The 23,752-nt window shown below is 44.1% G+C and carries 24 protein-coding genes; 2 read left to right on the forward strand and 22 right to left on the reverse strand.

The genetic code is table 11. From position 1 onward, the window contains the following. Position 1: 1 nt before the first annotated feature. The 9 genes from M3I01_RS16295 to M3I01_RS16335 form a co-directional block, all read right to left on the reverse strand. Positions 2-1,108, reverse strand: a complete 1,107-nt coding sequence (locus M3I01_RS16295) for a 1-acyl-sn-glycerol-3-phosphate acyltransferase (protein WP_255896979.1) — start codon at positions 1,106-1,108, stop codon at positions 2-4. A 52-nt stretch (positions 1,109-1,160) separates the two neighbouring features. Then, positions 1,161-4,082: an insulinase family protein gene (locus M3I01_RS16300; protein WP_255896980.1), complete on the reverse strand. Its 2,922-nt coding sequence runs from the start codon at positions 4,080-4,082 to the stop codon at positions 1,161-1,163. 153 nt (positions 4,083-4,235) lie between these two features. After that, the gene (gene smrA, locus M3I01_RS16305; protein WP_255896981.1) at positions 4,236-4,817 is read right to left on the reverse strand and encodes a DNA endonuclease SmrA; all 582 of its coding nucleotides are present in this window, start codon (positions 4,815-4,817) and stop codon (positions 4,236-4,238) included. A 211-nt stretch (positions 4,818-5,028) separates the two neighbouring features. Then, on the reverse strand, positions 5,029-5,832 hold the full coding sequence (gene nagB / locus M3I01_RS16310) for a glucosamine-6-phosphate deaminase (RefSeq protein WP_255896982.1): 804 nt from the start codon (positions 5,830-5,832) through the stop codon (positions 5,029-5,031). Between the two features lie 143 nt (positions 5,833-5,975). Then, complete coding sequence (locus M3I01_RS16315; RefSeq protein WP_255896983.1) at positions 5,976-6,941, reverse strand: glucokinase; 966 nt, start codon at positions 6,939-6,941, stop codon at positions 5,976-5,978. Then, positions 6,938-8,086: an ABC transporter ATP-binding protein gene (locus M3I01_RS16320; protein WP_255896984.1), complete on the reverse strand. Its 1,149-nt coding sequence runs from the start codon at positions 8,084-8,086 to the stop codon at positions 6,938-6,940. The genes M3I01_RS16315 and M3I01_RS16320 overlap by 4 nt, the downstream gene beginning before the upstream one ends. A 5-nt stretch (positions 8,087-8,091) precedes the next feature. Further along, positions 8,092-8,931 carry a carbohydrate ABC transporter permease gene (locus tag M3I01_RS16325; protein ID WP_255896985.1) on the reverse strand — a complete coding sequence of 280 codons (840 nt, stop codon included), beginning with the start codon at positions 8,929-8,931 and terminating at the stop codon, positions 8,092-8,094. Positions 8,932-8,938: 7 nt separating this feature from the next. Continuing rightward, complete coding sequence (locus M3I01_RS16330) at positions 8,939-9,820, reverse strand: carbohydrate ABC transporter permease (RefSeq protein ID WP_255896987.1); 882 nt, start codon at positions 9,818-9,820, stop codon at positions 8,939-8,941. 34 nt (positions 9,821-9,854) lie between these two features. Then, positions 9,855-11,102 carry an extracellular solute-binding protein gene (locus M3I01_RS16335; RefSeq protein WP_255896989.1) on the reverse strand — a complete coding sequence of 416 codons (1,248 nt, stop codon included), beginning with the start codon at positions 11,100-11,102 and terminating at the stop codon, positions 9,855-9,857. A 124-nt stretch (positions 11,103-11,226) separates the two neighbouring features. Between M3I01_RS16335 and M3I01_RS16340 the strand changes: the two genes are divergently transcribed. Then, positions 11,227-12,426: an ROK family transcriptional regulator gene (locus M3I01_RS16340; RefSeq protein WP_255896990.1), complete on the forward strand. Its 1,200-nt coding sequence runs from the start codon at positions 11,227-11,229 to the stop codon at positions 12,424-12,426. A gap of 89 nt (positions 12,427-12,515) precedes the next feature. On the opposite strand, the gene ssb is transcribed toward M3I01_RS16340, so the two are convergent. Both ssb and M3I01_RS16350 read right to left on the reverse strand, forming a co-directional pair. Further along, on the reverse strand, positions 12,516-13,250 hold the full coding sequence (gene ssb, locus M3I01_RS16345; protein ID WP_255896991.1) for a single-stranded DNA-binding protein: 735 nt from the start codon (positions 13,248-13,250) through the stop codon (positions 12,516-12,518). Positions 13,251-13,285: 35 nt separating this feature from the next. Beyond that, positions 13,286-14,644, reverse strand: coding sequence for an MFS transporter (locus M3I01_RS16350; RefSeq protein WP_255896992.1), 1,359 nt, complete (start codon positions 14,642-14,644; stop codon positions 13,286-13,288). Positions 14,645-14,799: 155 nt separating this feature from the next. Between M3I01_RS16350 and uvrA the strand changes: the two genes are divergently transcribed. Further along, positions 14,800-17,622 (forward strand): excinuclease ABC subunit UvrA, encoded by a 2,823-nt coding sequence (gene uvrA / locus M3I01_RS16355; RefSeq protein ID WP_255896993.1) that lies wholly within the window; start codon positions 14,800-14,802, stop codon positions 17,620-17,622. 135 nt (positions 17,623-17,757) lie between these two features. Here the strand turns inward: uvrA and rplQ are convergent, their stop codons facing one another. The 11 genes from rplQ to rplR all read right to left on the reverse strand — a co-directional run bounded on the left by rplQ (position 17,758) and on the right by rplR (position 23,750). Continuing rightward, positions 17,758-18,135 carry a 50S ribosomal protein L17 gene (gene rplQ, locus M3I01_RS16360; RefSeq protein WP_024023505.1) on the reverse strand — a complete coding sequence of 126 codons (378 nt, stop codon included), beginning with the start codon at positions 18,133-18,135 and terminating at the stop codon, positions 17,758-17,760. 42 nt (positions 18,136-18,177) lie between these two features. Continuing rightward, positions 18,178-19,182 (reverse strand): DNA-directed RNA polymerase subunit alpha, encoded by a 1,005-nt coding sequence (locus tag M3I01_RS16365; protein ID WP_255896996.1) that lies wholly within the window; start codon positions 19,180-19,182, stop codon positions 18,178-18,180. A gap of 33 nt (positions 19,183-19,215) precedes the next feature. Beyond that, the gene (rpsD, locus tag M3I01_RS16370) at positions 19,216-19,836 is read right to left on the reverse strand and encodes a 30S ribosomal protein S4 (protein ID WP_112135138.1); all 621 of its coding nucleotides are present in this window, start codon (positions 19,834-19,836) and stop codon (positions 19,216-19,218) included. Between the two features lie 16 nt (positions 19,837-19,852). Beyond that, positions 19,853-20,245 carry a 30S ribosomal protein S11 gene (gene rpsK / locus M3I01_RS16375; RefSeq protein WP_012071913.1) on the reverse strand — a complete coding sequence of 131 codons (393 nt, stop codon included), beginning with the start codon at positions 20,243-20,245 and terminating at the stop codon, positions 19,853-19,855. A gap of 65 nt (positions 20,246-20,310) precedes the next feature. Next, positions 20,311-20,667, reverse strand: a complete 357-nt coding sequence (gene rpsM / locus M3I01_RS16380) for a 30S ribosomal protein S13 (RefSeq protein WP_112135140.1) — start codon at positions 20,665-20,667, stop codon at positions 20,311-20,313. A 128-nt stretch (positions 20,668-20,795) separates the two neighbouring features. Beyond that, a complete protein-coding gene (rpmJ, locus tag M3I01_RS16385; protein WP_084546001.1) occupies positions 20,796-20,909 on the reverse strand; it encodes a 50S ribosomal protein L36 in 114 nt (37 codons plus the stop codon). 19 nt (positions 20,910-20,928) lie between these two features. Next, entirely contained in the window at positions 20,929-22,260 is a 1,332-nt protein-coding gene (gene secY / locus M3I01_RS16390; protein WP_112135142.1) for a preprotein translocase subunit SecY, read from the reverse strand. Next, on the reverse strand, positions 22,261-22,695 hold the full coding sequence (gene rplO / locus M3I01_RS16395; RefSeq protein WP_255897002.1) for a 50S ribosomal protein L15: 435 nt from the start codon (positions 22,693-22,695) through the stop codon (positions 22,261-22,263). It lies immediately after the preceding gene. 1 nt (position 22,696) lies between these two features. Next, positions 22,697-22,882 carry a 50S ribosomal protein L30 gene (rpmD, locus tag M3I01_RS16400; protein ID WP_012071918.1) on the reverse strand — a complete coding sequence of 62 codons (186 nt, stop codon included), beginning with the start codon at positions 22,880-22,882 and terminating at the stop codon, positions 22,697-22,699. Positions 22,883-22,888: 6 nt separating this feature from the next. Next, the gene (rpsE, locus tag M3I01_RS16405) at positions 22,889-23,389 is read right to left on the reverse strand and encodes a 30S ribosomal protein S5 (protein ID WP_255897003.1); all 501 of its coding nucleotides are present in this window, start codon (positions 23,387-23,389) and stop codon (positions 22,889-22,891) included. Positions 23,390-23,399: 10 nt separating this feature from the next. Further along, complete coding sequence (gene rplR / locus M3I01_RS16410) at positions 23,400-23,750, reverse strand: 50S ribosomal protein L18 (RefSeq protein ID WP_112135146.1); 351 nt, start codon at positions 23,748-23,750, stop codon at positions 23,400-23,402. Between the last annotated feature and the right edge of the window lie 2 nt (positions 23,751-23,752).

Here is a 23,752-nt window from a genome sequence, read left to right on the forward strand (position 1 = left end):
GCTACTTATTCAAATATTTTTGCTGCTGCTTTAATGGATTGGCATACATTGCCAACACGGTTTCTCTAAGGTTTTCTGGGCAACGTTCAAGATAACTTGAGAATGCACTGTCTGTTGAAGGCTCTCCTTTTTGCAACGCTAAAGCCGCTTCATGCGTAGATTGAATCGCATAATGCGTGATAATTTGACGATCCACTTCGGCAACAAATTCTTCTGGCGTTTCAAAACCATCTTTAATGACATCACCGAACGTCACAACAACCTTACCTTTCTGGCCGACTATTCCGTTTTTAATACTGTCTATGTCTTCAAATTCTGCTTTTTCATAATTGCCTGTGGTCGATTTTTGATGCAACTCATTCGCCTTATCAAAGGCACACGGATCGTATTCATAAGAAATAGAAACAGGCACTATTTTCAAATTTGCCATGGCATCAGCAAACGGTTTTTTCTCTTTCTTCTGACTCATGTAAAACATTTTGATGATCGCAGGGTCCGTTTGATCAAGGCCATCTTTTGCTCGTCCTTCTTTTTGAGCAATCCAAATATTGCATTGATCCTGCATTAAAGAATGAGTGATATAGCCCGAAAGCTGCCCAAAAGCCGCCATCATTTCACGAATGCCATTGGCAGAGCGCTTCACAATAAAGCTCTTATTCAACCGCATAAGATCCGACACAAAAGGACGACGTAACAGGTTGTCACCGATCGCAATGCGCACTGTATTTAAACCCGCTAAATACAATCCATAGTTCACGAAAGCAGGGTCCATCGCGATGTCCCTATGATTTGATAAGAACAAGTAGCCTGTGCTTTTATCGAGCTTTTCAATGCCCCGATATTCCACATTAGAGGTGGTGGTTTTGATCATCCGCTCCATGTAGTTCGCAACAATTGTCTGAAATTCATGAACATTCGTAATTTTGGAAATTTGGCGTTTTAGAAAAAACTTAACACCAAATGCCAATGGTCCTCTTAAAAACGTGGGCCATTGGGCAAATCGAAAGCCAATAATAGTATTAACAAAGTCTGGTGTTTCAACCAAATTATGCAGCACCTCGGCGACCTCATCGTCGTTATAGGGGCGTATATCGTGAAACTGATCCATTTAATTTTCCGTCAGTAAAAACTGTTTTGTTTATTGTTATAAAAATGCCAAATTATAGGGTCTGAATATCAAACCCTAATGCTTCTAATTCTGCACGTTTTGACGTGGATGTTACCACGGCAGTATTTTCATTCTCTTTGGTTAAATACGTCTTAGCCACTTGCTTCAATTGAGCAATAGTCACGGCTAAAATTTTGGCACGAAACGCTTCTCGATACGCCAAACTACGACCATGTAGATGGACATAAAAGTCGCTTTGCGCTTCACCAGCAGGTGATCCAGGTTTGTCCATAGAGCCAATTACACCAAGAATAGCCTCTTCAAGCGCTTCTTCTGTGTGCGCCTCATTCTGCATCCACTCAATCGAAGCATCAAAGTCCGACAGGGTTTCAGTCAAACGCGGGTCACGATAAGAGTAAAAGCGAAAAGCACCCGTACTACCATCAAAACTCGCACCACCACCGTAAGCACCACCTTGCTCTCGAATCACTCGATGCAAAAAGCCATTACGCAAAAAACCACCCAATACAGTCAACGCTGCAACATCAGGATGATCCCCACATGCAGTGCGAAACGCTTTACTGCAAAAGCTTACCTGAGTAGATGTTAACCAAGCAATATTCACTTTAGAATCCACAGGCACTAATGAAAATTTCGTCACTTCACTGCCAATTGGCAAGTCTGCGAAAACAGCCTGAACATCGCTCAATATACTCGCCTCGTGCTGCGGTTCAGCTACCAAGAGAAGCTGTTTATTCGCCAGCAATAATTTAGCATGTAAGCGCTTAAATACTGCCAACACACGATCAACGGCGCTGCCATCGGCTTTCATGGAATCATCTAAGGCAATTGCCGCACGAATACCGGACATTCCGCCCCATTTTTCTTGTTGCGCCGCTAACCCAGAAAGCGCACTCGCTGCCGCAGTCATCGCCAGAGAGTGACCTTGTCCTGTGATAGATTGCTCACGGCGAGCACGACGTTGAGCAACCAGCTCTTTGACTCGACTTACTTCATCAAAACGAACATTTAGCATGGTGTCTTTAAGCAATTCACTCATGGCTCTGACATTTGGCACTAACGCTTTAGATGACAAAATAAAATAACCATTTAACGCTTGTCGGTCTTCAATGGTGGCACGAATGGAATTGGAAGCACCCAAACCACCACAAACCAGAGCCTGACGCTCTTGAACGATTAAATAGTCTTCTTCACCAATACCTAATTCTGTCATCATCGAAGAAAATAAAGGCAAATACTCTATTTCCTCTTCATTCAGTTCCGGTAAATCTATTACCAATTGCTGGTATACCAAACCATTGGTGCCTTGAGGGTAAAATGTAATTGGTAAATCACCTGATACTTTTTCATTTTCGTATTCAGGCAAACGAGCAGGGACATCTTCCAAGCCCACTTTTGGTAAAATACTCATATCATCAACTTGCGATTGACGCGCTTTTAACGCGGCACTGCGAGCTACAATCTTAGCTTTATCTTCATCAGACAACGCCGCTTTAATTTTGCTTAGCCGATCCGTTTCAGCCTGATTTCGACGTGCTTCTAATGCATCATCAGGACTCAATGTGATCGATACACGATGTGCGTTTGACAATAATAAGGTTTCAATAAGGTTTGGAATGTATTGTGTATCACGCACTTTTTCGCGCATGGCATCGATAACCGGATCTAAATCCAGTTGAGCAATAACATCACCATCGTGCACAGCGGTCGACAACCCAGCCAAGATCAGCTGCAACCCATATGGATAGCTACCACCACCCACTTCACGTTGACTCAATTCCAATTGATGTAACATGGCGTCTACCGATTCTTGCGGCACACCATTTTTTGCGATGTCTTCCAGCGTAGTTAAGATCAATGCCTCGACTTTTTCCGCATCATCACGTTTCACACCTTCTAAGCCACACATAAAGCTCATTTCTTTATTGCTGTCTTCAAGGCCACATAATGGTGACGGCGCACGACCAAGATCACTATTTTCTAATACCCGAAGCAAAGGCGAAGCACTGTTATCCAACAATACACTCGAAAGTAGTTGCGCTTCGAATTGCTGGTTTAAGTCGGTACTTTCACCCAGCAACCAACCAACCACCACATGACTGCCATCTTCTTTCACCTCATCTGCAGCATAACCTTCTTCGACACGAACCGGAGAGAAATAACGCTTGGCATTCGGCACACTCACTTGCGTCTCTAAGCGTTCAAATCGGCTTAAAACTTTATCTTCAAATTCGGCTTGCAAGATCTCCGCTGGAATATCACCAAACGTCATAAACACCGCATTAGAAGGATGATAATGCGTACGGTAAAATGTCAACAAATCCTGATAAGATAAATCTGGAATATCCGTTGGCTCGCCACCGGAATTAAAATGATACGTATTATTCGGGAACAAGTATTTGGTCAAAGTTTGCCACAAGACAGACGTCGTCGAACTCATTGCGCCTTTCATTTCATTAAAAACAACCCCTTTGAAAGTCAAATCCGACTCAGCATTGTCAGGTTCAGCAAACTCTAAGCGATGTCCTTCTTGAGAAAAATCCAGTTCATCTAAACGAGAAAAGAACACCGCATCCAAATACACGCCCAGTAGGTTATGGAAATCTTTCTTATTCTTACTCGCAAACGGATAAGCCGTCCAATCTGAAGACGTAAAAGCATTCATAAAGGTATTCAACGAACGTCGAATCATCATAAAGAAAGGATCACGCACTGGAAAACGTTCAGAGCCACACAATACGGTGTGCTCAAGAATATGTGCCACACCACAAGAGTCGGTTGGAACGGTTTTTAAACCGACCAAAAAAACGTTTTCATCATTCTCTGATGCGATATGAAAATGCTTAGCACCCGTTATAGTGTGCTCAAACTCTTGAACGGTAACGTTAAGAGCGTCGATAAACTCACTGCGAAGAAATGTAAATGCAGGATGGTGCGCGGTGCGGTTTGCCATTCTCTACCTCGATAGGATTGTGAATACGATAATTACAATGTTTTGGGGCTGCTTGGATACATTCAAGACAGCAAAGTGGCGAAATTATAGCAAAAATATGCTATTTACTGCACGAACTAACGTGAACGCTTCCTTTTTAGGCACAACATAACACTAGCGTTTTTGGTGCTTTTCCCAATCTTCCAAACGGGCTTTTTCTGTTTTTTTGAACAAAACATAAACGGCGCCTAGACCACCATGGTGTCGCTGCGCACTGTGAAAAGCCATCACCACGTCTAGATCTCTAAGCCATTTATTTATATAGCTTTTAATCATAGCCTGATTTTCTGGTTCTGGCGTTCGATCGCCCTTTCCATGCACTATAATCGCCACACGAATATCATGGCGCATACAGTCATCCACAAATTGATACACCTGTTCACGCGCTTGGGCCACGGTATGTCGATGTAAGTCTAAGCGTGATTCAATACCGTACTTACCTTGCCGAAGGCGCTTGAACACGCCATCTTGAACACCAGAACGCTTGTATTCCAGAACATCATTTGGCTCTACTTTTTCAATGTAGTCTTGCGATAAATGATTTTTATCCGCTTCTTTCGCGATTAATGCCGACTTTTGACGAACCTCAAAGTCCACTCGCGGACCTTTCTTAGCAAGGTACACTTCGCTTTTTTTAAGTGGCTTAATACCCGCTACTTCTTGAGCAAACAAAGACGTTTCATCTTCGTCGTTCACAACCTAATACCTCTTTGATTAATCAACGCCTTGATTATATGAGTACAAACAAAAAAAGGCTCCTAAATAGGAACCTTTTTTGTTTCAAGCCGACATCCAACATAGCAGGGCAGCAACATTGATCAAAGCCAAACAATACATCCGCTTAGTTACAACATCTTGAATGTGCAGAATTGGATGGCTAGTAGCAGCTCTAAAAAACTAACGACCGTTAGGCTTCAAGGTCACAGTATGACGATGAGGCAAGCCGTTGATTTTCGCGCTCAATGTGCTTATAAAATGTCAGATCTTTTAAATTTTGTGCGGCCTCTTCATCTATAACAATCATAACGTGTTGATGCATTTGTAATATCGAGGCAGGACAACTGGCAGCGACAGGCCCTTCAATGGTGTTTCTGATTGCTTCAGCTTTATTGGAACCTGTTGCCAGTAAAATTATTTCACGTGATTCCAATATCGTTCCAATACCCATGGTAATTGACAAGCTAGGCTGAAATTCATCAACAGCGAAAAAGCGCTTGTTCGCAGCAATCGTATCTTCTGACAATGCCTTAATACGAGTTCTACTGGCGAGACTTGAACTAGGCTCATTAAATCCAATATGACCGTTACTCCCTACCCCTAACAGCTGTATATCAATACCGCCTTTCTCTTTGATTTTCTTTTCGTATTCAGCACAGGCTAACATTGGATCGGAAGTGATACCTTTTGGCAAAAAGGTATCTTCTTTATTAATGTCTATATGATCAAAAAAGTAATGATTCATAAAGTGGCGATAGCTTTGCAAGTGGGTACCAGAAAGTCCTAAATATTCATCTAAATTAAACGTCGTCACATTTTTATAACTTACTTTTTTTTGCTCATTGGCCTGAATAAGCTGCTTGTATAATCTGATAGGCGTCGAGCCAGTCGCCAAACCCAATACGCTATGCGACTTTTTATTGAGTAATGCAATAATATGATTCGCGGCGAATTCAGCGACGGCTTGAGCATTTTTCAAAACGACTATGCGCATAATAACTCTCTATAAATTCATTCCAACGTTATACGCCAGATACGTTCCAACAAGACTCAGACGAACCATAATCAATAACAAAAAGAGGTCAATATGTTAATTGTATTCATTTTTTCGGTATTGATAGGTTCCCTTTTTTCTTGCTAATTTCTATCGTAGTTCGCTGCAATTTCACACCCTAGCAGGGCTGCCTGATCATCTTGTAGTATATAAATGGGAAACTGACGCATTAAGTCGCGCTGACGGCCTTTAGCTAAAAAACAATCGAAAAAGCCTGAACCTTGCAACCAAGGCGCCATGGCACGAGTAACGCTACCAGACAAAAATATTCCACCCTTAGGTAAAAACGCCAACGCAAGATCGCCAACGGTACGAGCATAAATGTGGACAAACGTTTGCATTGCTTTTTCAGCCATAGGGTCTGTCTTATTCAACGCGGCGGAAGAAATACTCTGAGCATTAATATGTAAGGGTTTATACGCATTTTTTTGGCAATGCCATTGATAAATCTGTTCGATACCAAGACCCGAAAGCGCACGTTCAACGGATGCCCTTTCACGTCCTTGGGCCAAATATTGCCACAAATCAAATTCATCCTGAGTCTCTACCGTTAGCGTCATATGTCCAACTTCCATCGCCTTAACATGATGATCACCATTGGCGGCTTGAGTTACAATAGCCGCATTGAACCCTGTGCCTGCACCAACAACCACTCGAGGGCCATTTTTTCCTGAAATTGACGGCCCGGCGAGATGCTGCAATTGCTCAGATTTTAATGCCGACAACCCGTACCCTAACGCTTCTAAGTCATTAATAAAGCGAACATCTTGCGCACCAGACACCGCGGATATGCTTTTGATAGTAAAGCGCCAATCATGGTTAGTCAGGACAATTTCTTCCCCATAAGTCGGGGCTGCCAAAGCCAGAACAACCTGTTTACAGGACTCAATTCCTTGATTCTGAAAATAGCGTTGAATGAGAACTTCAGGACTACTCGCACCGCTATTTGGAAAGGCTTCATAGCTGTCAGATAAAATGCCATGGCCTTCTTTAGCCAAAACAAAACGAGTATTCGTTCCACCGATATCAGCAAGTAAAGTAAAACTCACAGGCGCACCTCAGATTCAGGGTCAAAATAAGAAACTCGGGACATGTCAAACGCCAAATCAACTGACTGACCAGCAACGACTTCAGACTGACCATGCAGACGAGCAATGACTTCACCTTGACTAACTTTGATCACTGCATAAGTATCAGATCCCGTAGGCTCGACTACATTAAGCAGACAGGTTCGAAGTTCCTTCCTATCGCCGTCAGGTACACGGTCGGTAATTGCCTCAGGGCGAATCCCAAATAACACATGGCGGTTAACCGACTTTAGTAAAGTCGCGGGTGGTAAAGCATCGTGCAAGATTAGATCAGGCTGCCCATCGGGTCGGGCGATACAAATATCCAAACCGCCTGAGTGATATGTTACCTGTGCATGTATTAGATTCATTGCCGGAGCACCCATAAAATCTGCAACAAAGGCATTAGCGGGGTAATCGTACACCTCTCGAGGGGTTCCTATTTGCTGTATTACGCCACCGCGCATAACCACGATACTCGTCGCCAACGTCATCGCTTCGATCTGGTCATGAGTAACATAAATGATAGAAGCGCCTAATTTCTGATGCAGCCGCTTGATTTCAGTACGCATAGTAAAGCGCAGTTTCGCGTCCAGGTTGGAGAGAGGTTCATCAAACAGGAATAATTGAGGCTCCCGCACCAACGCTCGACCCATGGCAACACGCTGACGCTGTCCACCAGACAGTTGAACGGGCTTACGATCCAATAAATGAGCCATATTCAACATATCAGCAACCCGCAAAACAGCCGCTTCACGGGTTTCGCGGTCAATACCTCTTACATCTAATCCATAGGCAATATTGTCAGCGACGGTTAAGTTTGGAAACAACGCATAGGATTGAAACACCATAGCAATGTCGCGTTTCGCTGGCGCCATATTGGATACATCTCGATCTGCAATCTCCAAAGTACCCGACGTTATTTCCGTCAGCCCACCAATACAACTAAGCAAAGTAGATTTACCACAGCCGGAAGGGCCAACTAAAACAAGAAACTCACCTTTTGGCATGGTCAGATTAATGTCTTTCAAAATCTGAGTCTGATCGTAACTTTTAGTAAGATGACTCACCGTCAGAATAGGTGCATCCTTTTTACTAGAATCATAAGTTTTGGTTATTTGAGACATTCTAATTATCCTTTGACACTGCCCGCCGCAAGGCCGGACACGATGAAACGTTGAAAGCACATTGCGACAATCGCAGGAGGCAGTGATGCAAGAACACCCACAGCCGCAATAACGCCATAGTCAGTCACTCGACCAGCGGTAAAGTCGGCAATGGCGACAGGCAGGGTTTTAGCGGTTAGATCACTGGTAAAAATCAGGGCATAAAAGAACTCATCCCACGCAGCTAGAAATGACAGCATAAAGGTTGCTGCAATAGCAGGTAACGCCAATGGTAACACCACACGACGCAACGTATAAAAGGTGCTGGCGCCCTCTACCATGGACGCTTGATCCAATTCAGCAGGTATAGCGTCGAAATTACTTTTCATCAGCCACGTTGCGAATGGCAACAACATCGCACAATAAACGATGGCTAACGCGGTCGAACTGTTTAGTAGGCCAACCGAGCCAAAAATGTCATAAAGCGGCAACACATACGTAATCGGTGGCATCATAATTGTTGCCAAAAAACCAAACAACAAAAGCAAAGATGCGCCACGACGAGAGAATGCAAACGCGGCGGGCACGGCCACTATAAGCGCCAGTAACGTCGCCGTAAGAGCTGTCATGAGGCTGTTTCGAAGGGCCATTAAAAAACGCTCGCCGCTCCCTGACTGAATATTCAAAAGATCGCCATAGCGCGAAAGATCTATTTCGCTGGGCCACCAAATAAGAGGTTTGGCCGTTAGTTCTGACGCGCTTGATACACTCATAATCACTAACCAGACTAAAGGAGCCAATGTAAAGGCCGCCAAAAGAACAGATAAAGCAATCAATCCAAATGTCTGAAGGGTGGTATTTTTCATTTACATATTACCCCTGCACCTGACGACGTGCGCCTATATAGTAGATTGTAATTAGTACCGCACTAATAGCGGCCAAAAGTACCGCGTAGGAGGCACCACTTCCCGATCTGAGATAGCTAAAGTATTCCTGATAAACAAAGAAACTGGCTGTTTTAGTGCTATCTGATGGACCACCACGGGTCATGACGTAGACAATATCAAACACCCGGAAGGCTTCAATTGTCCTAAGGATCAGCACCACCAGAAGCGGTCCGAAGATCCAAGGTAACGTAATCGTTCGAAAACGACGCCATGGACCTGCCCCTTCAATTCGTGACGCTTGAAGCAAGTCCGCCGGTACGGTTTGCAATGCAGCAAGTGCGATGTAGGCTACCAATGGAAAGTTCTTCCAAACATCGGCAAAAATTATCATATTTAAAGCGCGGTCTGGGTCACCCAACCAGCTCTGATATTCAGTAATAATGCCCATTTGCCAAAGCATAGAATTTAATGCCCCATATTCAGGGTGATAAATTAATCGCCACATCACAGCATTGACAATCGTTGGCACCGCCCATGGCAAAATGATCAATACACGTAAAATGTTTCGTCCTGGAAATTTTTGGTTAAGCAATAAAGCAACCCCAACACCCAAAATACCTTCAGCACCTACAGACGTAAGTGTGAAATACATTGTTCGCCCCAGCGCTTCAATAAAATCAGGATCAGTCAGCGCATAAATATAGTTCTCCAGACCGATCCAACTGATCGGTTTGGTGATAGCTGTAATACGCGTATCGGTAAAACTGAGCCACAAAGTCTGGACAAACGGCACGAGGGTAACCAACCCAAGTACCACTAGAGCAGGGCTTAGCAGCACCCACTTTTCTAACGATTTTTTTATTATCATAATAATTCAGGTTCCCGATACACGATTTTTAACTTTAGCGAATGCGCGATACACGCTTGGCCGCATCAGCCAATGCATCGTCTGTCGACTCCTGACCTAATAAGATACTGTGTAAATGCTTTTGCAGTATGTTTGACACTTCAGTGTAGGCAGGTACAACTGGACGCGGTGACATAACAGCAATGGCTTTACTTGCTGCTGCAACCAACTCCTCCTGACCATTTGTTACTGACGCCACACTATATGAATCCTTCCATACTGGCAGACTAAGCTTGGCATAATTTTCCTGAACGTTTTTCGAGGTTAAATACGAAATAAGAGCCCAAGCTTCATCCTGATGTGGACTGTTTGAAGGGATGCCTAGGCCCATTGACCCGTTGACAGCAGAAGCCGTAGAAATACCCTCCACACCTGGAGCCGGCATCACACCCACTTTACCTGCTACCTTACTTTCGGTAGGGTCATTAACCAGAGCATTCATATAAGTCCAATTCATCGCAAACGCCGCTTCTCCGTTCGAAAATACGCGACGCACATCTTCCTCGAAATACTCAGTTGAAGCTGGATTTGTAAGCCCGTCATTTAATGATGTGACCATGTAGTCAATCGCCGCTCGTGCACCACCTTGATCAAAGGCTGGCTTGCCGTCTTTGAAAAAATGTCCGCCATTCGCCGCAACCAATGTCGTGTAATCACAAATCATTGCTTCAGATTGAGACCAGCTCCAAACCAAAGGGTACTCAACAACCCCTTTATCTTTAAGAATACGCGACTGTTCCATTACCTCTGCCCAAGTCGTAGGAGGTGTTTCTATCCCTGCTTGCGCGAGTAACTCACGGTTAAAAAATAAGTACTTTGTGTCTAGAATCCACGGCATACCATAAATACGGTCGTTATAAGTAACCGTGGTCCATGCACCATCAAAAATTTTGTTGCCTACATTTTTGGGGACACGACTGGTTAAATCGGTTAGGAATCCACCCTCAGCAAATTCAGCAGGCCAAACAACATCGTACAAAACAACGTCATATCCACTGTCGCCAGCGGCAGCAGACGTAATAATTTTATCGTGTAACGCTTCATAAGGAACAAACTCTAGCTCGACTGTAATGCCAGAGTTATTTTCCTCAAACGTTGTAACCATTGCCTTTACATCTTCTTCACTATAAGCCGCTTGGCTCATAAATAGCGCATTAAGCTTGGTGTCTGCTGCCGCGGCAGAAGTCATCAACGCCAAAGCTAATGCCGACACAGGTAGTAGTAGTTTTTTATTTTTTATCATTTTACGTCCCCATTTTCGTGTTAGAAGCAAACAAGATCGCGCATTTTTTTTATTTTGTCAAATTGATTTAATAAATAAACCAACTAATATAGGCATCACCAATTAGGTAGAAATAGAGAGAGAAATGGATACTATAGCCAAAGAAGTTACACCACGAATGTCGGGGACAAACCTAATCAAGGCCAAAGACCACAACAGCGCCGTGGTTTTGGATCTTATTCGTACTCAAGGCCCTTTATCCCGTGCTGATATTGCAAGATCGACATCGCTATCGCGACAAACTGTACAAAATATCGTCGCTAAATTAGATGAATTAGGAATGGTTGATATGCGTTCGGGGATCGCTGTTGGGCGAGGCCATCCAGGAGTTCGTGTATCGATGAAACGAAACGCAGCCCATTTCTTTGGCGTTCAAGTGGATCGCACTTGGGTGAATTTTGTACTGACGGATGTATTTGGGCAAATTGACTGGAGCCTAAATTTACCCTTGCACGAGCAAAATATAGAGAGCATTCATCGTACTATTGTTCAAGGTATATCCATAGGAAAACAAACAACGAAAAGTTTGGCACTCAACATATTAGGCTGCGGCATCGCAGCGGCAGGGCCTTTCGATGTTGATAATAATCAATATAGCCCAACAAGCTTTAGCGAGCTGGGCACACCTGATTCATTGGCGTATTTGAAGGAGGTTCTAGCGTTACCTATTGCCTTAAGTAATGATGCAAACGCTGCTGCAATGGGTGAAGAATTACATGGAAATCATGGCGGTCAAACAGATTTTGCTACATTACACTTTGGTGCAGGCTTGGGCTCTGCATTAATCATAGACGGTACTATTTACCAAGGTGCTTATGGCAATATAGGCGAAATTGGACATATTCAAGTCGACCCAACGGGATCTAAATGTCATTGCGGTCGAAACGGGTGCCTAGAGCAATATTTGTCTTATGATGCACTATGTCGTGAGCTGACTTTATCATCAGACGAGCCAAAGAGTTATGACATTATCCGAACATTAATCGACTCTCGTTCTGCTGAATTGATGCGTTGGGTTGCACCTGCGGCCCTACGGCTTCGACAATCCTTACAAATTCTGGACGCCCTTTTGTCGCCTGCTGAGATTATTATTACGGGGACAGCACCTGATGAGTTACTGCAGCTATTAATGGAAGCAGCACGACCTTACCCCATCAGAATTGGGTCAAATAAAGAAATTATTGTACTCCGTGGAAACACAAGCGAGTGGTCAATCGCAGTAGGCGCTGCCGCGTTAGCTCTCAACACGCAATTTGCTCCATCCATGTCACGACTGATGCTATAAAGGCACTGACAAGCATCAATCTACGCAAAAAAAGGCCTCTAAAATAGAGGCCTTCAGCTTAAGATTAACAATTATGAATCTTGTATATCCTAAAACGGAATATCGTCGTCAAAGTCATCAAAGTTTGGTGCTTGCTGAGGTTTCGGCTCAGGTGCTTTTGGCGCTGGCGCACGTTGCGGAGCGGCCTGTTGAGGAGCGCGTTGTTGTGGTGCTTGAGCAGGCGCTTGTTGAGGGGCATTACCCCAGCTACCAAAAGACTGCGGCGCAGCTTGTTGTGGTGCTGGCGCTTGCTGTGGAGCCTGACCGTAACCGCCAGCTTGAGGCTGGTTAAAACCTTGTGGCGCTTGTTGTGGTGCCGCAGCTGGCGCTTGCCCGTAACCACCTTGCTGAGGTGCTGCTTGTTGTGGCGCATTGCCATAACCGCCTTGTCCACCGGCGGCATCATACCCGCCTTGCTGACCTGCGTTGCCGCCATCTCCACGACCATCTAATAATTGCATTTCGTTAGCGACGATTTCTGTAGTGTAGCGTTTAATGCCGTCTTTTTCCCATTCACGAGTACGCAACGAACCTTCAACGTAAACTTTCGAACCTTTTTTGATGAAATCACCCGCAATCTGACCCAATCGGAAATTGCCGCGATCCATAAAGGCCACTCGGTGCCATTCAGTACGTTCTTGCATTTGACCGGTTTGCTTATCACGCCAGCTTTCCGATGTCGCGATGTTTACATTTGCAACCGCTGCACCCGATGGCATAAAACGCACTTCGGCATCATTGCCTGCGTTACCAATCAAAATTACTTTGTTTATTCCACGCGCCATGACGTTGTTCTCCACTAAAAGATAGAATAAGGTTTTTAAAGAGTCACTTGTGGTGCCAATCGCATCAAAGTGTCTTTATCTAATAATTTTTTATCGACTTTAAGATAAGCAGTTTGCTCATCTTTGAAAATTTGCATGCCTTCCACTCCTTGGATTTCAGAAAGTTGATCCGCCAATTTCGATACTTCTTCATCCGTCATGTTGGGTAAGCTAAACGCTAGACTGCTTAATTGACGAGGAGCTGGTTGAGCGACACCGACCATCGACCAAACCAAAAACATCACACCAACAACCCAAAAGACGCCACTGCTTGAATGGGTTTGTAGCAACCAACCGCCACCAATACCACCCAAAAAGGACCCCATAAATTGGTGAGTAGAAAACACGCCCATTGCCGTGCCTCGGTAACCAACAGGGGCCAATTTACTAATCAGTGAAGGCAATGTCGCTTCTAATGAATTAAAGCCGACAAAATAGGCCCACAACAAAACGCCAAAGACCCAAAGATAAGGAGCCCATTGTAACAATATTGAACTTACACCCAACAAAATAAGCACCGCGACGAGCACACCTTTCATTTTGCCTTTTGATTCAGCAATAACCACTAATGGTAACATACCTGCAAAAGCAAAACCCATGATGGCAAGGTATAACCAGCTGTGTTGCGACAGTGGCAAACCAAATTGATCTATCAACAACCCAGGAACGGTCACAAACAGAGCGGTTAAACTCGCGTGTAACAGCAGCACACTGACGTTTAAAAAACGTAATTTCGAGTCTTTTAGGACAATTCCTAGCGCCACAAGACTCGGTGTCGTGTCCCGTCGAAAGGTATGCTGAACAATATTAGGCACCGCGAAAACAATCAAGATTATGCCCAGTAAAGATAAAGCAAAAGAAAGGTAGAAGAGACCAGAAAGGCCAACCAAAGCAAAAATCCAAGGCCCTAATACCAAAGACAACATGAAGGAAGCCCCGATGCTAATACCCACGATTGCCATTGCTTTTGTACGGTTTTGTTCCCTCGTCACATCGCTTAGCAGTGCCATCAAGGTACTGGCAATTGCACCCGCGCCCTGAACAGCTCGACCCAGTATCAATACCATAATATCATTAGCATTCGCACAAATTAGGCTGCCAATTGCAAACAATAAAAGACCGATGATGATCACGCGTTTACGGCCTATTTTATCGGACCACATTCCCATCGGAATTTGCAGACTCGCTTGCGTAAGTCCATATATACCAATAGCAGTGCCAATCAAAGCCGCATCTGCTCCCGTTAATCCGTCAGCCGCTACACCGATAACAGGCAAGATGAGAAATAAACCTAACATTCTAAATAAATAGATCAGCGCTAAAGCAAGGACAGAACGACGTTCAAGTAGATCCATAAGGAAGTTACAACCACTTAACTTAAGGGATTAAGAAAAAAGATATTCATTTTATAGAAAATACCGTTGAAGCTCCATTTCAACTACTGTAAAAATAGACAGTTATTTAATTTACTAGCAGATTTTTCTGTTGATCGACGTCACATTGGAGACTCATGGATACCATTACCATACGCGGGGCCCGCACTCACAATCTTAAAAATGTGGACCTAGACATCCCAAGAGACAAACTTGTGGTGATAACTGGCCTATCAGGCTCAGGTAAATCCTCGCTCGCCTTCGATACTTTATACGCCGAAGGGCAACGCCGTTATGTAGAATCCCTCTCAACATACGCTCGTCAGTTTTTATCTATGATGGAAAAGCCTGACATTGACCACATTGAAGGTCTGTCTCCAGCGATCTCTATTGAGCAAAAATCAACCTCGCATAACCCTAGATCAACCGTCGGTACAATAACAGAAATTTACGATTATCTGCGACTGTTATTTGCCCGAGCAGGACAACCTCGCTGTCCAGATCATGGTGAACCTTTAGAGGCGCAAACCATATCACAAATGGTCGATAAAGTTATATCGCTACCAGAAGAAACTAAAATGATGCTGCTTGCTCCTATCGTTAAGGATCGAAAAGGTGAGCACTTACATACTATTAGCGACCTGCTTTCAAAAGGCTTTATTCGAGCACGCATTGATGGCATCGTCGTGGATTTAGACGACGCACCGACTTTAGAAAAAAATAAAAAACACACTATTGAAGTTGTCATTGACCGCTTTAAGGTACGGTCGGATCTACAATTACGTCTAGCCGAGTCCTTTGAAACCTGTCTTGGTTTATCCGATGGCATTGCCAAAGTCATCAACATGGATGATGACAAAGAAGAGTATATTTTTTCCAGTAAATTCGCCTGTCCAGTTTGTGGGTACAGCTTAACGGAACTAGAGCCCCGCCTTTTTTCTTTTAACAACCCAAACGGTGCTTGCCAAACTTGTGATGGACTTGGTACTCATCAAATGTTTGATCCAGATAGAATCATTCATGATGAAACGCTGACTTTAGCAGAAGGAGCAATTCGTGGCTGGGGACGACGTAGTATTTTCTACTACCAGCAACTCACCGCCTTAGCAAAGCACTATAGTTTCGATATCGAGTCAAAATATCAGGACATACCAGAGGATTTTAAAAAACGTATATTACAAGGCTCAGGAAAGGACAAAATAGACTTTGTCTATATTAATGAGCGGGGCGATAAAATGACTCGCTCACACTCTTTTGAAGGTGTCATTCCAAATTTACAACGACGTTATCATGAAACAGAATCCGACAGCGTTCGTGATGACTTATCACAATACATAAGCGTTCAATCTTGTCCTGAGTGCCACGGATCTCGACTAAATCGTTCCGCACGCAATGTCTTCATTGCCGAACAAACCTTGCCTGAAGTGGTGACCTATCCAATAGCAGAATGCTTAAAATACTTCGAAAAACTGGAACTACCAGGCTCTCGTGGTGAAATCGCCTCAAAAATACTAAAAGAGATACGTGATAGGCTGACATTCTTAGTTAACGTAGGTCTTGAATACCTAACTCTTGACCGTAAAGCCGATTCACTATCAGGCGGCGAAGCTCAGCGCATTCGACTTGCCAGCCAAATCGGTGCAGGGCTGGTCGGCGTTATGTACATTCTTGACGAGCCATCAATTGGCTTACACCAAAGGGATAACGAACGTCTGATTGCGACGCTCACAAGACTAAGAGATTTAGGCAATACCGTCATCGTGGTAGAACACGACGAGGATGCCATTCGTGTTGCAGATTTTGTTGTCGATATTGGCCCAGGAGCCGGCGTTCATGGCGGCCAAATCATCGCCAGCGGAACACCACAAGACATTATGGATTGCCCAGAATCCATTACAGGGCAATTTCTGACGGGTAAACGAAGAATTGAAATCCCAGCAATTCGACACCAAGCCAAAGACAAACAGTTCCTTAAGCTAATAGGAGCAACAGGCAACAACCTAAACACTGTGGACTTAACAATCCCAGTGGGCGTAATGACGTGCGTCACAGGCGTATCAGGCTCAGGTAAGTCAACACTTATAAACGGTACTTTATACCCGCTGGCAGCAACTGCACTTAATGGCGCAACCACATTAAAAGCCGCTCCCCATGAGCGTATTGACGGCCTAGAACTATTTGATAAGTGCGTCGATATTGACCAAAGCCCCATCGGTCGGACGCCTCGCTCTAATCCTGCCACTTACACGGGTATTTTCACACCCATGCGGGAACTCTTCTCAGCAACACAAGAAGCTCGTTCACGTGGTTATAAACCGGGTCGTTTTAGCTTCAACGTAAAAGGTGGACGCTGTGAAGCCTGTCAAGGAGATGGCGTAATAAAGGTAGAAATGCACTTCCTTCCAGATGTGTATGTACCTTGCGACACGTGTAAAGGCAAACGTTACAATCGTGAAACCTTAGAAATTCATTACAAAGGTAAAAACATCCGTCAATGTCTAGAAATGACGATTGAAGATGCGCGCGAGTTCTTTGATCCCGTTCCATCTATCGCCAGAAAATTACAAACACTCGTTGATGTTGGTCTAGGTTATATTCGCTTAGGACAGGCCGCAACAACGCTTTCAGGTGGGGAAGCTCAACGAGTAAAACTAGCAAAAGAATTATCTAAAAGGGACACTGGGGCAACTTTGTATATATTAGATGAACCAACTACCGGATTGCATTTTGCCGATATTGAGCAACTTCTAAAGGTCCTTCATAGACTTAGAGATCACGGTAATACCGTTGTTGTTATTGAGCACAATTTAGATGTTATAAAAACAGCTGATTGGGTGATCGATTTAGGACCTGAAGGTGGTAGCGGTGGTGGCTATATAGTTGCCGAAGGAACACCTGAGGACATTGCTCAAGCAGATAATTCACACACAGGCAGATTCTTAAAATTAATGTTCAACTAAAACCTTAACCATAAAAAAACAAAAAACACCCTATGACGTAAATTTCATAGGGTGTTTTTATTGGCTACGAATAATATTTTTAAACGCAAAAAAAAGCCGAACTAAGAAGTTCGGCTTTTTTATTACTAACTGATATTACTCAGCTGCTTCCGCTACTGGTCTATCGACCAATTCAACGTAAGCCATAGGAGCATTGTCACCTGTACGGAATCCACATTTTAAAATGCGAATGTAACCGCCAGGACGAGCTTGGTAACGAGGACCAAGTTCAGTAAACAATTTACCTACTGCATCTTTACTACGAGTACGAGCAAAGGCTAGACGACGATTCGCAACCGAATCAATTTTCGCCAATGTAATCAAAGGCTCAGCAACACGACGCAATTCTTTTGCTTTAGGCAACGTAGTCTTAATAACTTCGTGCTCAAACAAAGAAGCAGCCATGTTTTTAAACATCGCTTTACGATGTGAGCTAGTACGGTTTAAGTGACGACCACTCTTACGATGACGCATTTTACATTCCTTACCAAACTACGGTGGTCAGGGAACAATGACCTAGCGAGCTAGAACTTTGCTATCGTCTTTCAAACTAGCCGGTGGCCAATTCTCTAAACGCATTCCCAAAGACAAACCACGCTGTGCTAAAACATCTTTGATTTCAGTTAACGACTTCTTACCTAGGTTAGGCGTCTTAAGAAGCTCAACCTCAGTACGTTGAATCAAATCACCGATGTAATAAATGTTCTCTGCTTTTAAACAGTTAGCACTGCGAACGGTCAATTCAAGATCATCAACCGGGCGTAGCAAAATTGGATCAATCTCATCCTCTTCTTCTACAACAGGCGCTTCACTCTCGCTTTCAAGGGCGACGAACACAGCAATCTGTTGTTGTAGAATAGTCGCTGCACGACGAATAGCTTCTTCAGGGTCAATAGTACCATTAGATTCGATGTCTAAGACTAACTTATCTAAATCTGTACGCTGCTCTACACGAGCATTATCAACACTGTAAGCAACACGTCGAACAGGGCTAAACGAGGCATCCAGTTGCAAGCGACCAATTGGACGAGTCTCATCGTCGCCAGCAATACGAGCATCAGCAGGCTCATAACCACGACCACGAGCGACTTTGATCTGCATAGTTAATTCAGCAGTATCATCCAAGTGCGCAATTACATGGTCAGGGTTAGCAATCTCTGCATCAGCAACCAACTGAATATCTCCAGCTGTTACGATACCAGGACCCTTTTTACTTAGAGTAAGAGTTGCTTCATCCTGCCCGTGTAGAGCGATCGCAACTCCTTTCAGGTTAAGAAGAATCTCAATTACATCTTCTTTAACCCCTTCGATTGCGCTGTATTCGTGTAATACACCGTCGATTTCAATTTCAACAATCGCACAACCTGGCATTGAAGACAGAAGAATACGGCGTAGCGCGTTACCCAAAGTATGACCAAAACCACGTTCTAACGGTTGCAGTGTTACTTTAGCGCGAGTATTGCTTATTTCCTGAATTTCAATGTTGCGTGGGGTTAACAATTCGCTCACTGAACGCTGCATAGATCCACCTATATCTTAATCCCAATTATCAACTTACTTAGAGTAAAGTTCGACAATTAGGTTCTCATTAATTTCAGCTGATAAATCGGCACGCTCTGGAACTGCTTTATAAGTAGCTTCCAGTTTAGTTGAATCAACTTCGATCCAATGGATCGGTGCACGACCTTTAGATAGCTCTAGTGCGCTTTGTACGCGCAATTGCTTCTTAGCTTTTTCACGAATTGACACTACATCACCAGCTTTAACTTGGTAAGACGCAATATTAACCGTAGCGCCGTTAACTAGAATGCCTTTATGACCAACTAGTTGACGAGCTTCCGCACGTGTAGAGCCAAAACCTGCACGATAAACAACGTTATCTAAACGTGATTCCAAAAATTGCAAAAGGTTTTCACCAGTTGCGCCTTTTAGACGAGCGGCAGATTTGTAGTAATTACTAAATTGTTTCTCAAGAACGCCATACATACGACGGACTTTTTGTTTCTCACGTAATTGCAAGCCGTAATCAGAAAGGCGGCTACGACGTGCACCATGCACACCAGGAACCGTATCTGCTTTACATTTTGACTCAAGAGCGCGTGAACCGCTCTTCAATTGCAAGTCGGTACCTTCACGACGAGACAACTTACAAGTTGGACCTATATAACGAGCCATGTATCTGTCTCCTCAGTTAAACGCGACGTTTCTTAGGTGGACGACAACCATTGTGCGGAATTGGCGTCACATCTGTGATGTTATTGATACGCAAGCCCAATGCATTCAATGCACGAACTGCGGACTCACGACCAGGGCCAGGACCCTTAATCATTACGTCAACGTTTTTAAGGCCGAACTCTTGTGCGACAGTACCGGCACGTTCCGCTGCTACTTGAGCTGCGAAAGGTGTACTTTTTCGAGAACCGCGAAAACCAGAACCACCGGCAGTAGCCCAAGACAAAGCATTGCCTTGGCGATCGGTGATAGTCACAATTGTATTATTAAATGATGCGTGTACATGAGCAACGCCATCAACAACTGTCTTTTTGACTTTTTTCTTGGTATTGCGCGTAGCTGGCTTAGCCATATTGCACTTTCCTATTTAATGCTCAGCTCTAATTAACTTAGTAACTAGAGCGAAACGCGTTCAAATTACTTACGAATAGGCTTACGAGGGCCTTTTCGTGTACGTGCGTTCGTTTTGGTGCGTTGACCACGAACTGGTAGGCTGCGGCGATGACGAATCCCGCGGTTACAACCTAAGTCCATCAAACGTTTGATAGACATACTGACTTCACGACGTAAGTCACCCTCTACAATGTACTTAGCAACTTCGCCACGAAGTTCATCAAGGATATCATCACTTAAAGAACCTATTTTCGCAGTTTCCGTAACACCTGTAGCAGCGCAAATAGCGCGCGAACGGGTGCGACCAATTCCGAAGATGTAAGTCAGAGAAATGACCGCATGTTTATTGTCAGGAATATTGACACCGGCTATACGAGCCATTCATTTTACTCCGTTGTTATTGATGATTAAATGATAATTCATCACTTTACTTTCATGAGGGCGGCTGATTATGCCTATCTTTAGGACATAAATCAACCACCCTTTCCTATCATCGAGCTAACTCGCTATTAACCTTGACGCTGTTTGTGACGAGGCTCAACGCAAATTACTCGAACTGAACCGTGACGACGCACGATTTTACAGTTACGACAGATTTTCTTTACAGATGCACGTACTTTCATGTTCAACTCCAACCAACGCTTAGCGCATTAGGCCATTGGGACCATAACCAGTCAGATTAGATTTCTTCATTAACGACTCATATTGCTGACTCATCAAGTGACTTTGTACTTGCGACATAAAGTCCATGACAACAACAACTACGATCAACATAGAAGTACCGCCAAAGTAGAATGGAACATTCCACGCAACAACAAAGAATTGAGGCATCAGTGACACTAGTGTGATGTATAAAGCACCAAAGAGTGTCAAACGAGTCATTACACCATCAATATATCGAGCTGTATGATCGCCTGGACGAATACCCGGCAAGAAAGCACCGGATTTTTTCAAGTTATCTGCCACATCTTTAGGATTGAACACTAGCGCCGTATAGAAAAAGCAAAAGAAAACAATTGCTATCGCAAACAACAGCACATAGAGCGGTTGCCCAGGAGCCAGTGCCAAAGAGACATTTTGCAACCATTCCATTCCATCACCCTGACCAAACCACTGGCCGATCGAAGCGGGAAACAAAAGGATACTTGAAGCAAAGATAGGAGGTATAACACCAGCCATATTCACTTTAAGAGGCAAATGACTCTTCTGTGCAGCAAACACTTTTTTACCCTGTTGACGCTTAGCGTAATTAACCGTAATACGACGCTGACCACGCTCGATGAAAACAACGAACGCAATAGTCGCAATAGCCATTATACCAATCAACAACAAAGCAAGAATATTAATATCGCCTTGACGAGCCGACTCAAACGAACGACCTAAAGCAGATGGAAGACCAGCAACAATACCAGCGAAGATTAGAATGGAAATACCATTACCAATACCCTTCTCAGTAACTTGCTCACCTAACCACATCAAGAAAACAGTACCAGCAACAAGAGTTACAACTGCAACAGCATAGAATTCCATACCGCTACTAAATGAGATCCCTTGACTTGCCAAGCCAACAGCCATACTGGCCGACTGAACAAGAGCAAGAAGCACAGTACCATAACGAGTGTATTGAGTAATCTTGCGACGACCCGCCTCACCTTCTTTCTTTAACTGCTCTAGCTGCGGACTCACAACCGTCAATAACTGCATAATAATAGAGGCAGAAATATAGGGCAAAATCCCGAGCGCAAAAATACTCATGCGTTCAAGCGCGCCCCCTGAGAATACGTTAAATAAACTCAGAATAGTGCCTTCATTTTGGTCAAACAATGCAGACAATCTGTCAGGGTTAATACCTGGGACAGGAATGTGCGCACCGATTCGGTATACAATAATCGCTATAAACACAAAACGAATACGAGCCCAAAGCTCGCCTAATCCGTTTTGCATCCCAGCAGGTAGTGAGCCACGCTTTGCCATTTATTCCTCGACTTTTCCGCCAGCTGCTTCAATAGCGGCACGAGCACCTTTAGTCACTTTAAGCCCACGCACTGTAATGGCCTTGTCGATTGAACCAGACAAAATTACACGTGCGGTCTTAATTTGATGACCAAGAATGTCAGCGCCTTTAAGAGCAGCTAAATCTACAACTTCAGCATTTACAGCAGCAAGTTCGTTTAAACGAACTTCAGCAACATACTTCGCTTGACGTGAAGTAAAACCGAATTTTGGCAGACGACGCTGCAAAGGCATTTGACCACCTTCAAAACCTGGTTTTACTGAGCCACCAGAGCGAGATTTAAGACCTTTATGGCCTCGTCCGCCGGTTTTGCCCAAGCCGCTACCAATGCCGCGACCAACACGTTTAGGAGCATGTTTGCTACCTTCGGCAGGACTAAGTGTATTTAAAAACATATTATTCCCCTACCACTTTTACCATGTAATAAACTTTATTAACCATGCCACGTACTGATGGAGTATCTTCCAACTCACGTGTCTGGCCAACTTTACGCAAACCCAAGCCTTTAACAGTTTCACGGTGCTTTGGAAGACGACCGATCGGGCTGCGGGTTAGTTGAACTGTGATGGTATTATTCGCCATAACACATTACCCCAAAATTTGATCGACTGACTTACCGCGTTTTGCCGCGATTTGTTCAGGTGCTTTCATATCCTGCAAACCTTTAATCGTAGCGCGAACCACGTTTACTGGGTTTGTAGAACCGTAACATTTAGCCAATACGTTGTGAACGCCAGCGATTTCTAGAACCGCACGCATTGCACCACCGGCGATGATGCCAGTACCTTGAGACGCAGGCTGCATATAAACCTTAGATGCTCCGTGATTGGCTTTGACAGGATACTGAAGCGTATCACCATTAAGCTTCACAGAAATCATGTTGCGGCGAGCTTGTTCCATTGCTTTTTGAATAGCTTGAGGAACTTCACGCGCTTTACCACGACCAAAGCCAACCTTACCCTTTCCATCACCGACAACTGTTAAAGCTGTGAAAGAGAAGATACGTCCGCCCTTTACAACTTTCGCAACGCGGTTTACTTGAACTAGCTTCTCTTGGAGGTCGCTAGTTTGTTGATCATTAAACGCCATTTGCTACCCCTTAGAACTCTAGACCGGCTTCACGTGCAGCGTCAGCAAGAACCTGAACACGACCATGATATTTGAAGCCAGAACGGTCAAAAGCGACCGAAGTGACACCTGCTTCTTTAGCGCGAGTAGCAATCAAAGTACCGACTTCTTTCGCCGCAACTTTGTTACCTGTCGCTGTACCACGTAGAGCTTCTTCAAGAGTAGAGGCGCTAGCAAGCACTTTACTACCACATGGAGAAATCACTTGAGCATACATATGGCGTGGTGTGCGATGTACAGTAAGACGATTCGCACCTAACTCACGAATATGCAAACGCGCACGGCGTGCACGACGAATCCGAGATTGTTTTTTAGTGTTCATGA

This window comes from Marinomonas maritima, assembly GCF_024435075.2.
In the GTDB taxonomy this organism is placed as follows: domain Bacteria; phylum Pseudomonadota; class Gammaproteobacteria; order Pseudomonadales; family Marinomonadaceae; genus Marinomonas; species Marinomonas maritima.

What these genes read in the sequence shown, in the direction of transcription:
- M3I01_RS16295 (WP_255896979.1), bottom strand. Translation starts at nt 1,108, where the DNA reads ATGGATCAGTTTCACGATATACGCCCCTATAACGACGATGAGGTCGCC.
- M3I01_RS16300 (WP_255896980.1), bottom strand. Translation starts at nt 4,082, where the DNA reads ATGGCAAACCGCACCGCGCACCATCCTGCATTTACATTTCTTCGCAGT.
- nagB (WP_255896982.1), bottom strand. Translation starts at nt 5,832, where the DNA reads ATGCGCATAGTCGTTTTGAAAAATGCTCAAGCCGTCGCTGAATTCGCC.
- M3I01_RS16320 (WP_255896984.1), bottom strand. Translation starts at nt 8,086, where the DNA reads ATGTCTCAAATAACCAAAACTTATGATTCTAGTAAAAAGGATGCACCT.
- M3I01_RS16325 (WP_255896985.1), bottom strand. Translation starts at nt 8,931, where the DNA reads ATGAAAAATACCACCCTTCAGACATTTGGATTGATTGCTTTATCTGTT.
- M3I01_RS16330 (WP_255896987.1), bottom strand. Translation starts at nt 9,820, where the DNA reads ATGATAATAAAAAAATCGTTAGAAAAGTGGGTGCTGCTAAGCCCTGCT.
- M3I01_RS16335 (WP_255896989.1), bottom strand. Translation starts at nt 11,102, where the DNA reads ATGATAAAAAATAAAAAACTACTACTACCTGTGTCGGCATTAGCTTTG.
- M3I01_RS16340 (WP_255896990.1), top strand. Translation starts at nt 11,227, where the DNA reads ATGGATACTATAGCCAAAGAAGTTACACCACGAATGTCGGGGACAAAC.
- ssb (WP_255896991.1), bottom strand. Translation starts at nt 13,250, where the DNA reads ATGGCGCGTGGAATAAACAAAGTAATTTTGATTGGTAACGCAGGCAAT.
- M3I01_RS16350 (WP_255896992.1), bottom strand. Translation starts at nt 14,644, where the DNA reads ATGGATCTACTTGAACGTCGTTCTGTCCTTGCTTTAGCGCTGATCTAT.
- uvrA (WP_255896993.1), top strand. Translation starts at nt 14,800, where the DNA reads ATGGATACCATTACCATACGCGGGGCCCGCACTCACAATCTTAAAAAT.
- rplQ (WP_024023505.1), bottom strand. Translation starts at nt 18,135, where the DNA reads ATGCGTCATCGTAAGAGTGGTCGTCACTTAAACCGTACTAGCTCACAT.
- M3I01_RS16365 (WP_255896996.1), bottom strand. Translation starts at nt 19,182, where the DNA reads ATGCAGCGTTCAGTGAGCGAATTGTTAACCCCACGCAACATTGAAATT.
- rpsD (WP_112135138.1), bottom strand. Translation starts at nt 19,836, where the DNA reads ATGGCTCGTTATATAGGTCCAACTTGTAAGTTGTCTCGTCGTGAAGGT.
- rpsK (WP_012071913.1), bottom strand. Translation starts at nt 20,245, where the DNA reads ATGGCTAAGCCAGCTACGCGCAATACCAAGAAAAAAGTCAAAAAGACA.
- rpsM (WP_112135140.1), bottom strand. Translation starts at nt 20,667, where the DNA reads ATGGCTCGTATAGCCGGTGTCAATATTCCTGACAATAAACATGCGGTC.
- rpmJ (WP_084546001.1), bottom strand. Translation starts at nt 20,909, where the DNA reads ATGAAAGTACGTGCATCTGTAAAGAAAATCTGTCGTAACTGTAAAATC.
- secY (WP_112135142.1), bottom strand. Translation starts at nt 22,260, where the DNA reads ATGGCAAAGCGTGGCTCACTACCTGCTGGGATGCAAAACGGATTAGGC.
- rplO (WP_255897002.1), bottom strand. Translation starts at nt 22,695, where the DNA reads ATGTTTTTAAATACACTTAGTCCTGCCGAAGGTAGCAAACATGCTCCT.
- rpmD (WP_012071918.1), bottom strand. Translation starts at nt 22,882, where the DNA reads ATGGCGAATAATACCATCACAGTTCAACTAACCCGCAGCCCGATCGGT.
- rpsE (WP_255897003.1), bottom strand. Translation starts at nt 23,389, where the DNA reads ATGGCGTTTAATGATCAACAAACTAGCGACCTCCAAGAGAAGCTAGTT.
- rplR (WP_112135146.1), bottom strand. Translation starts at nt 23,750, where the DNA reads ATGAACACTAAAAAACAATCTCGGATTCGTCGTGCACGCCGTGCGCGT.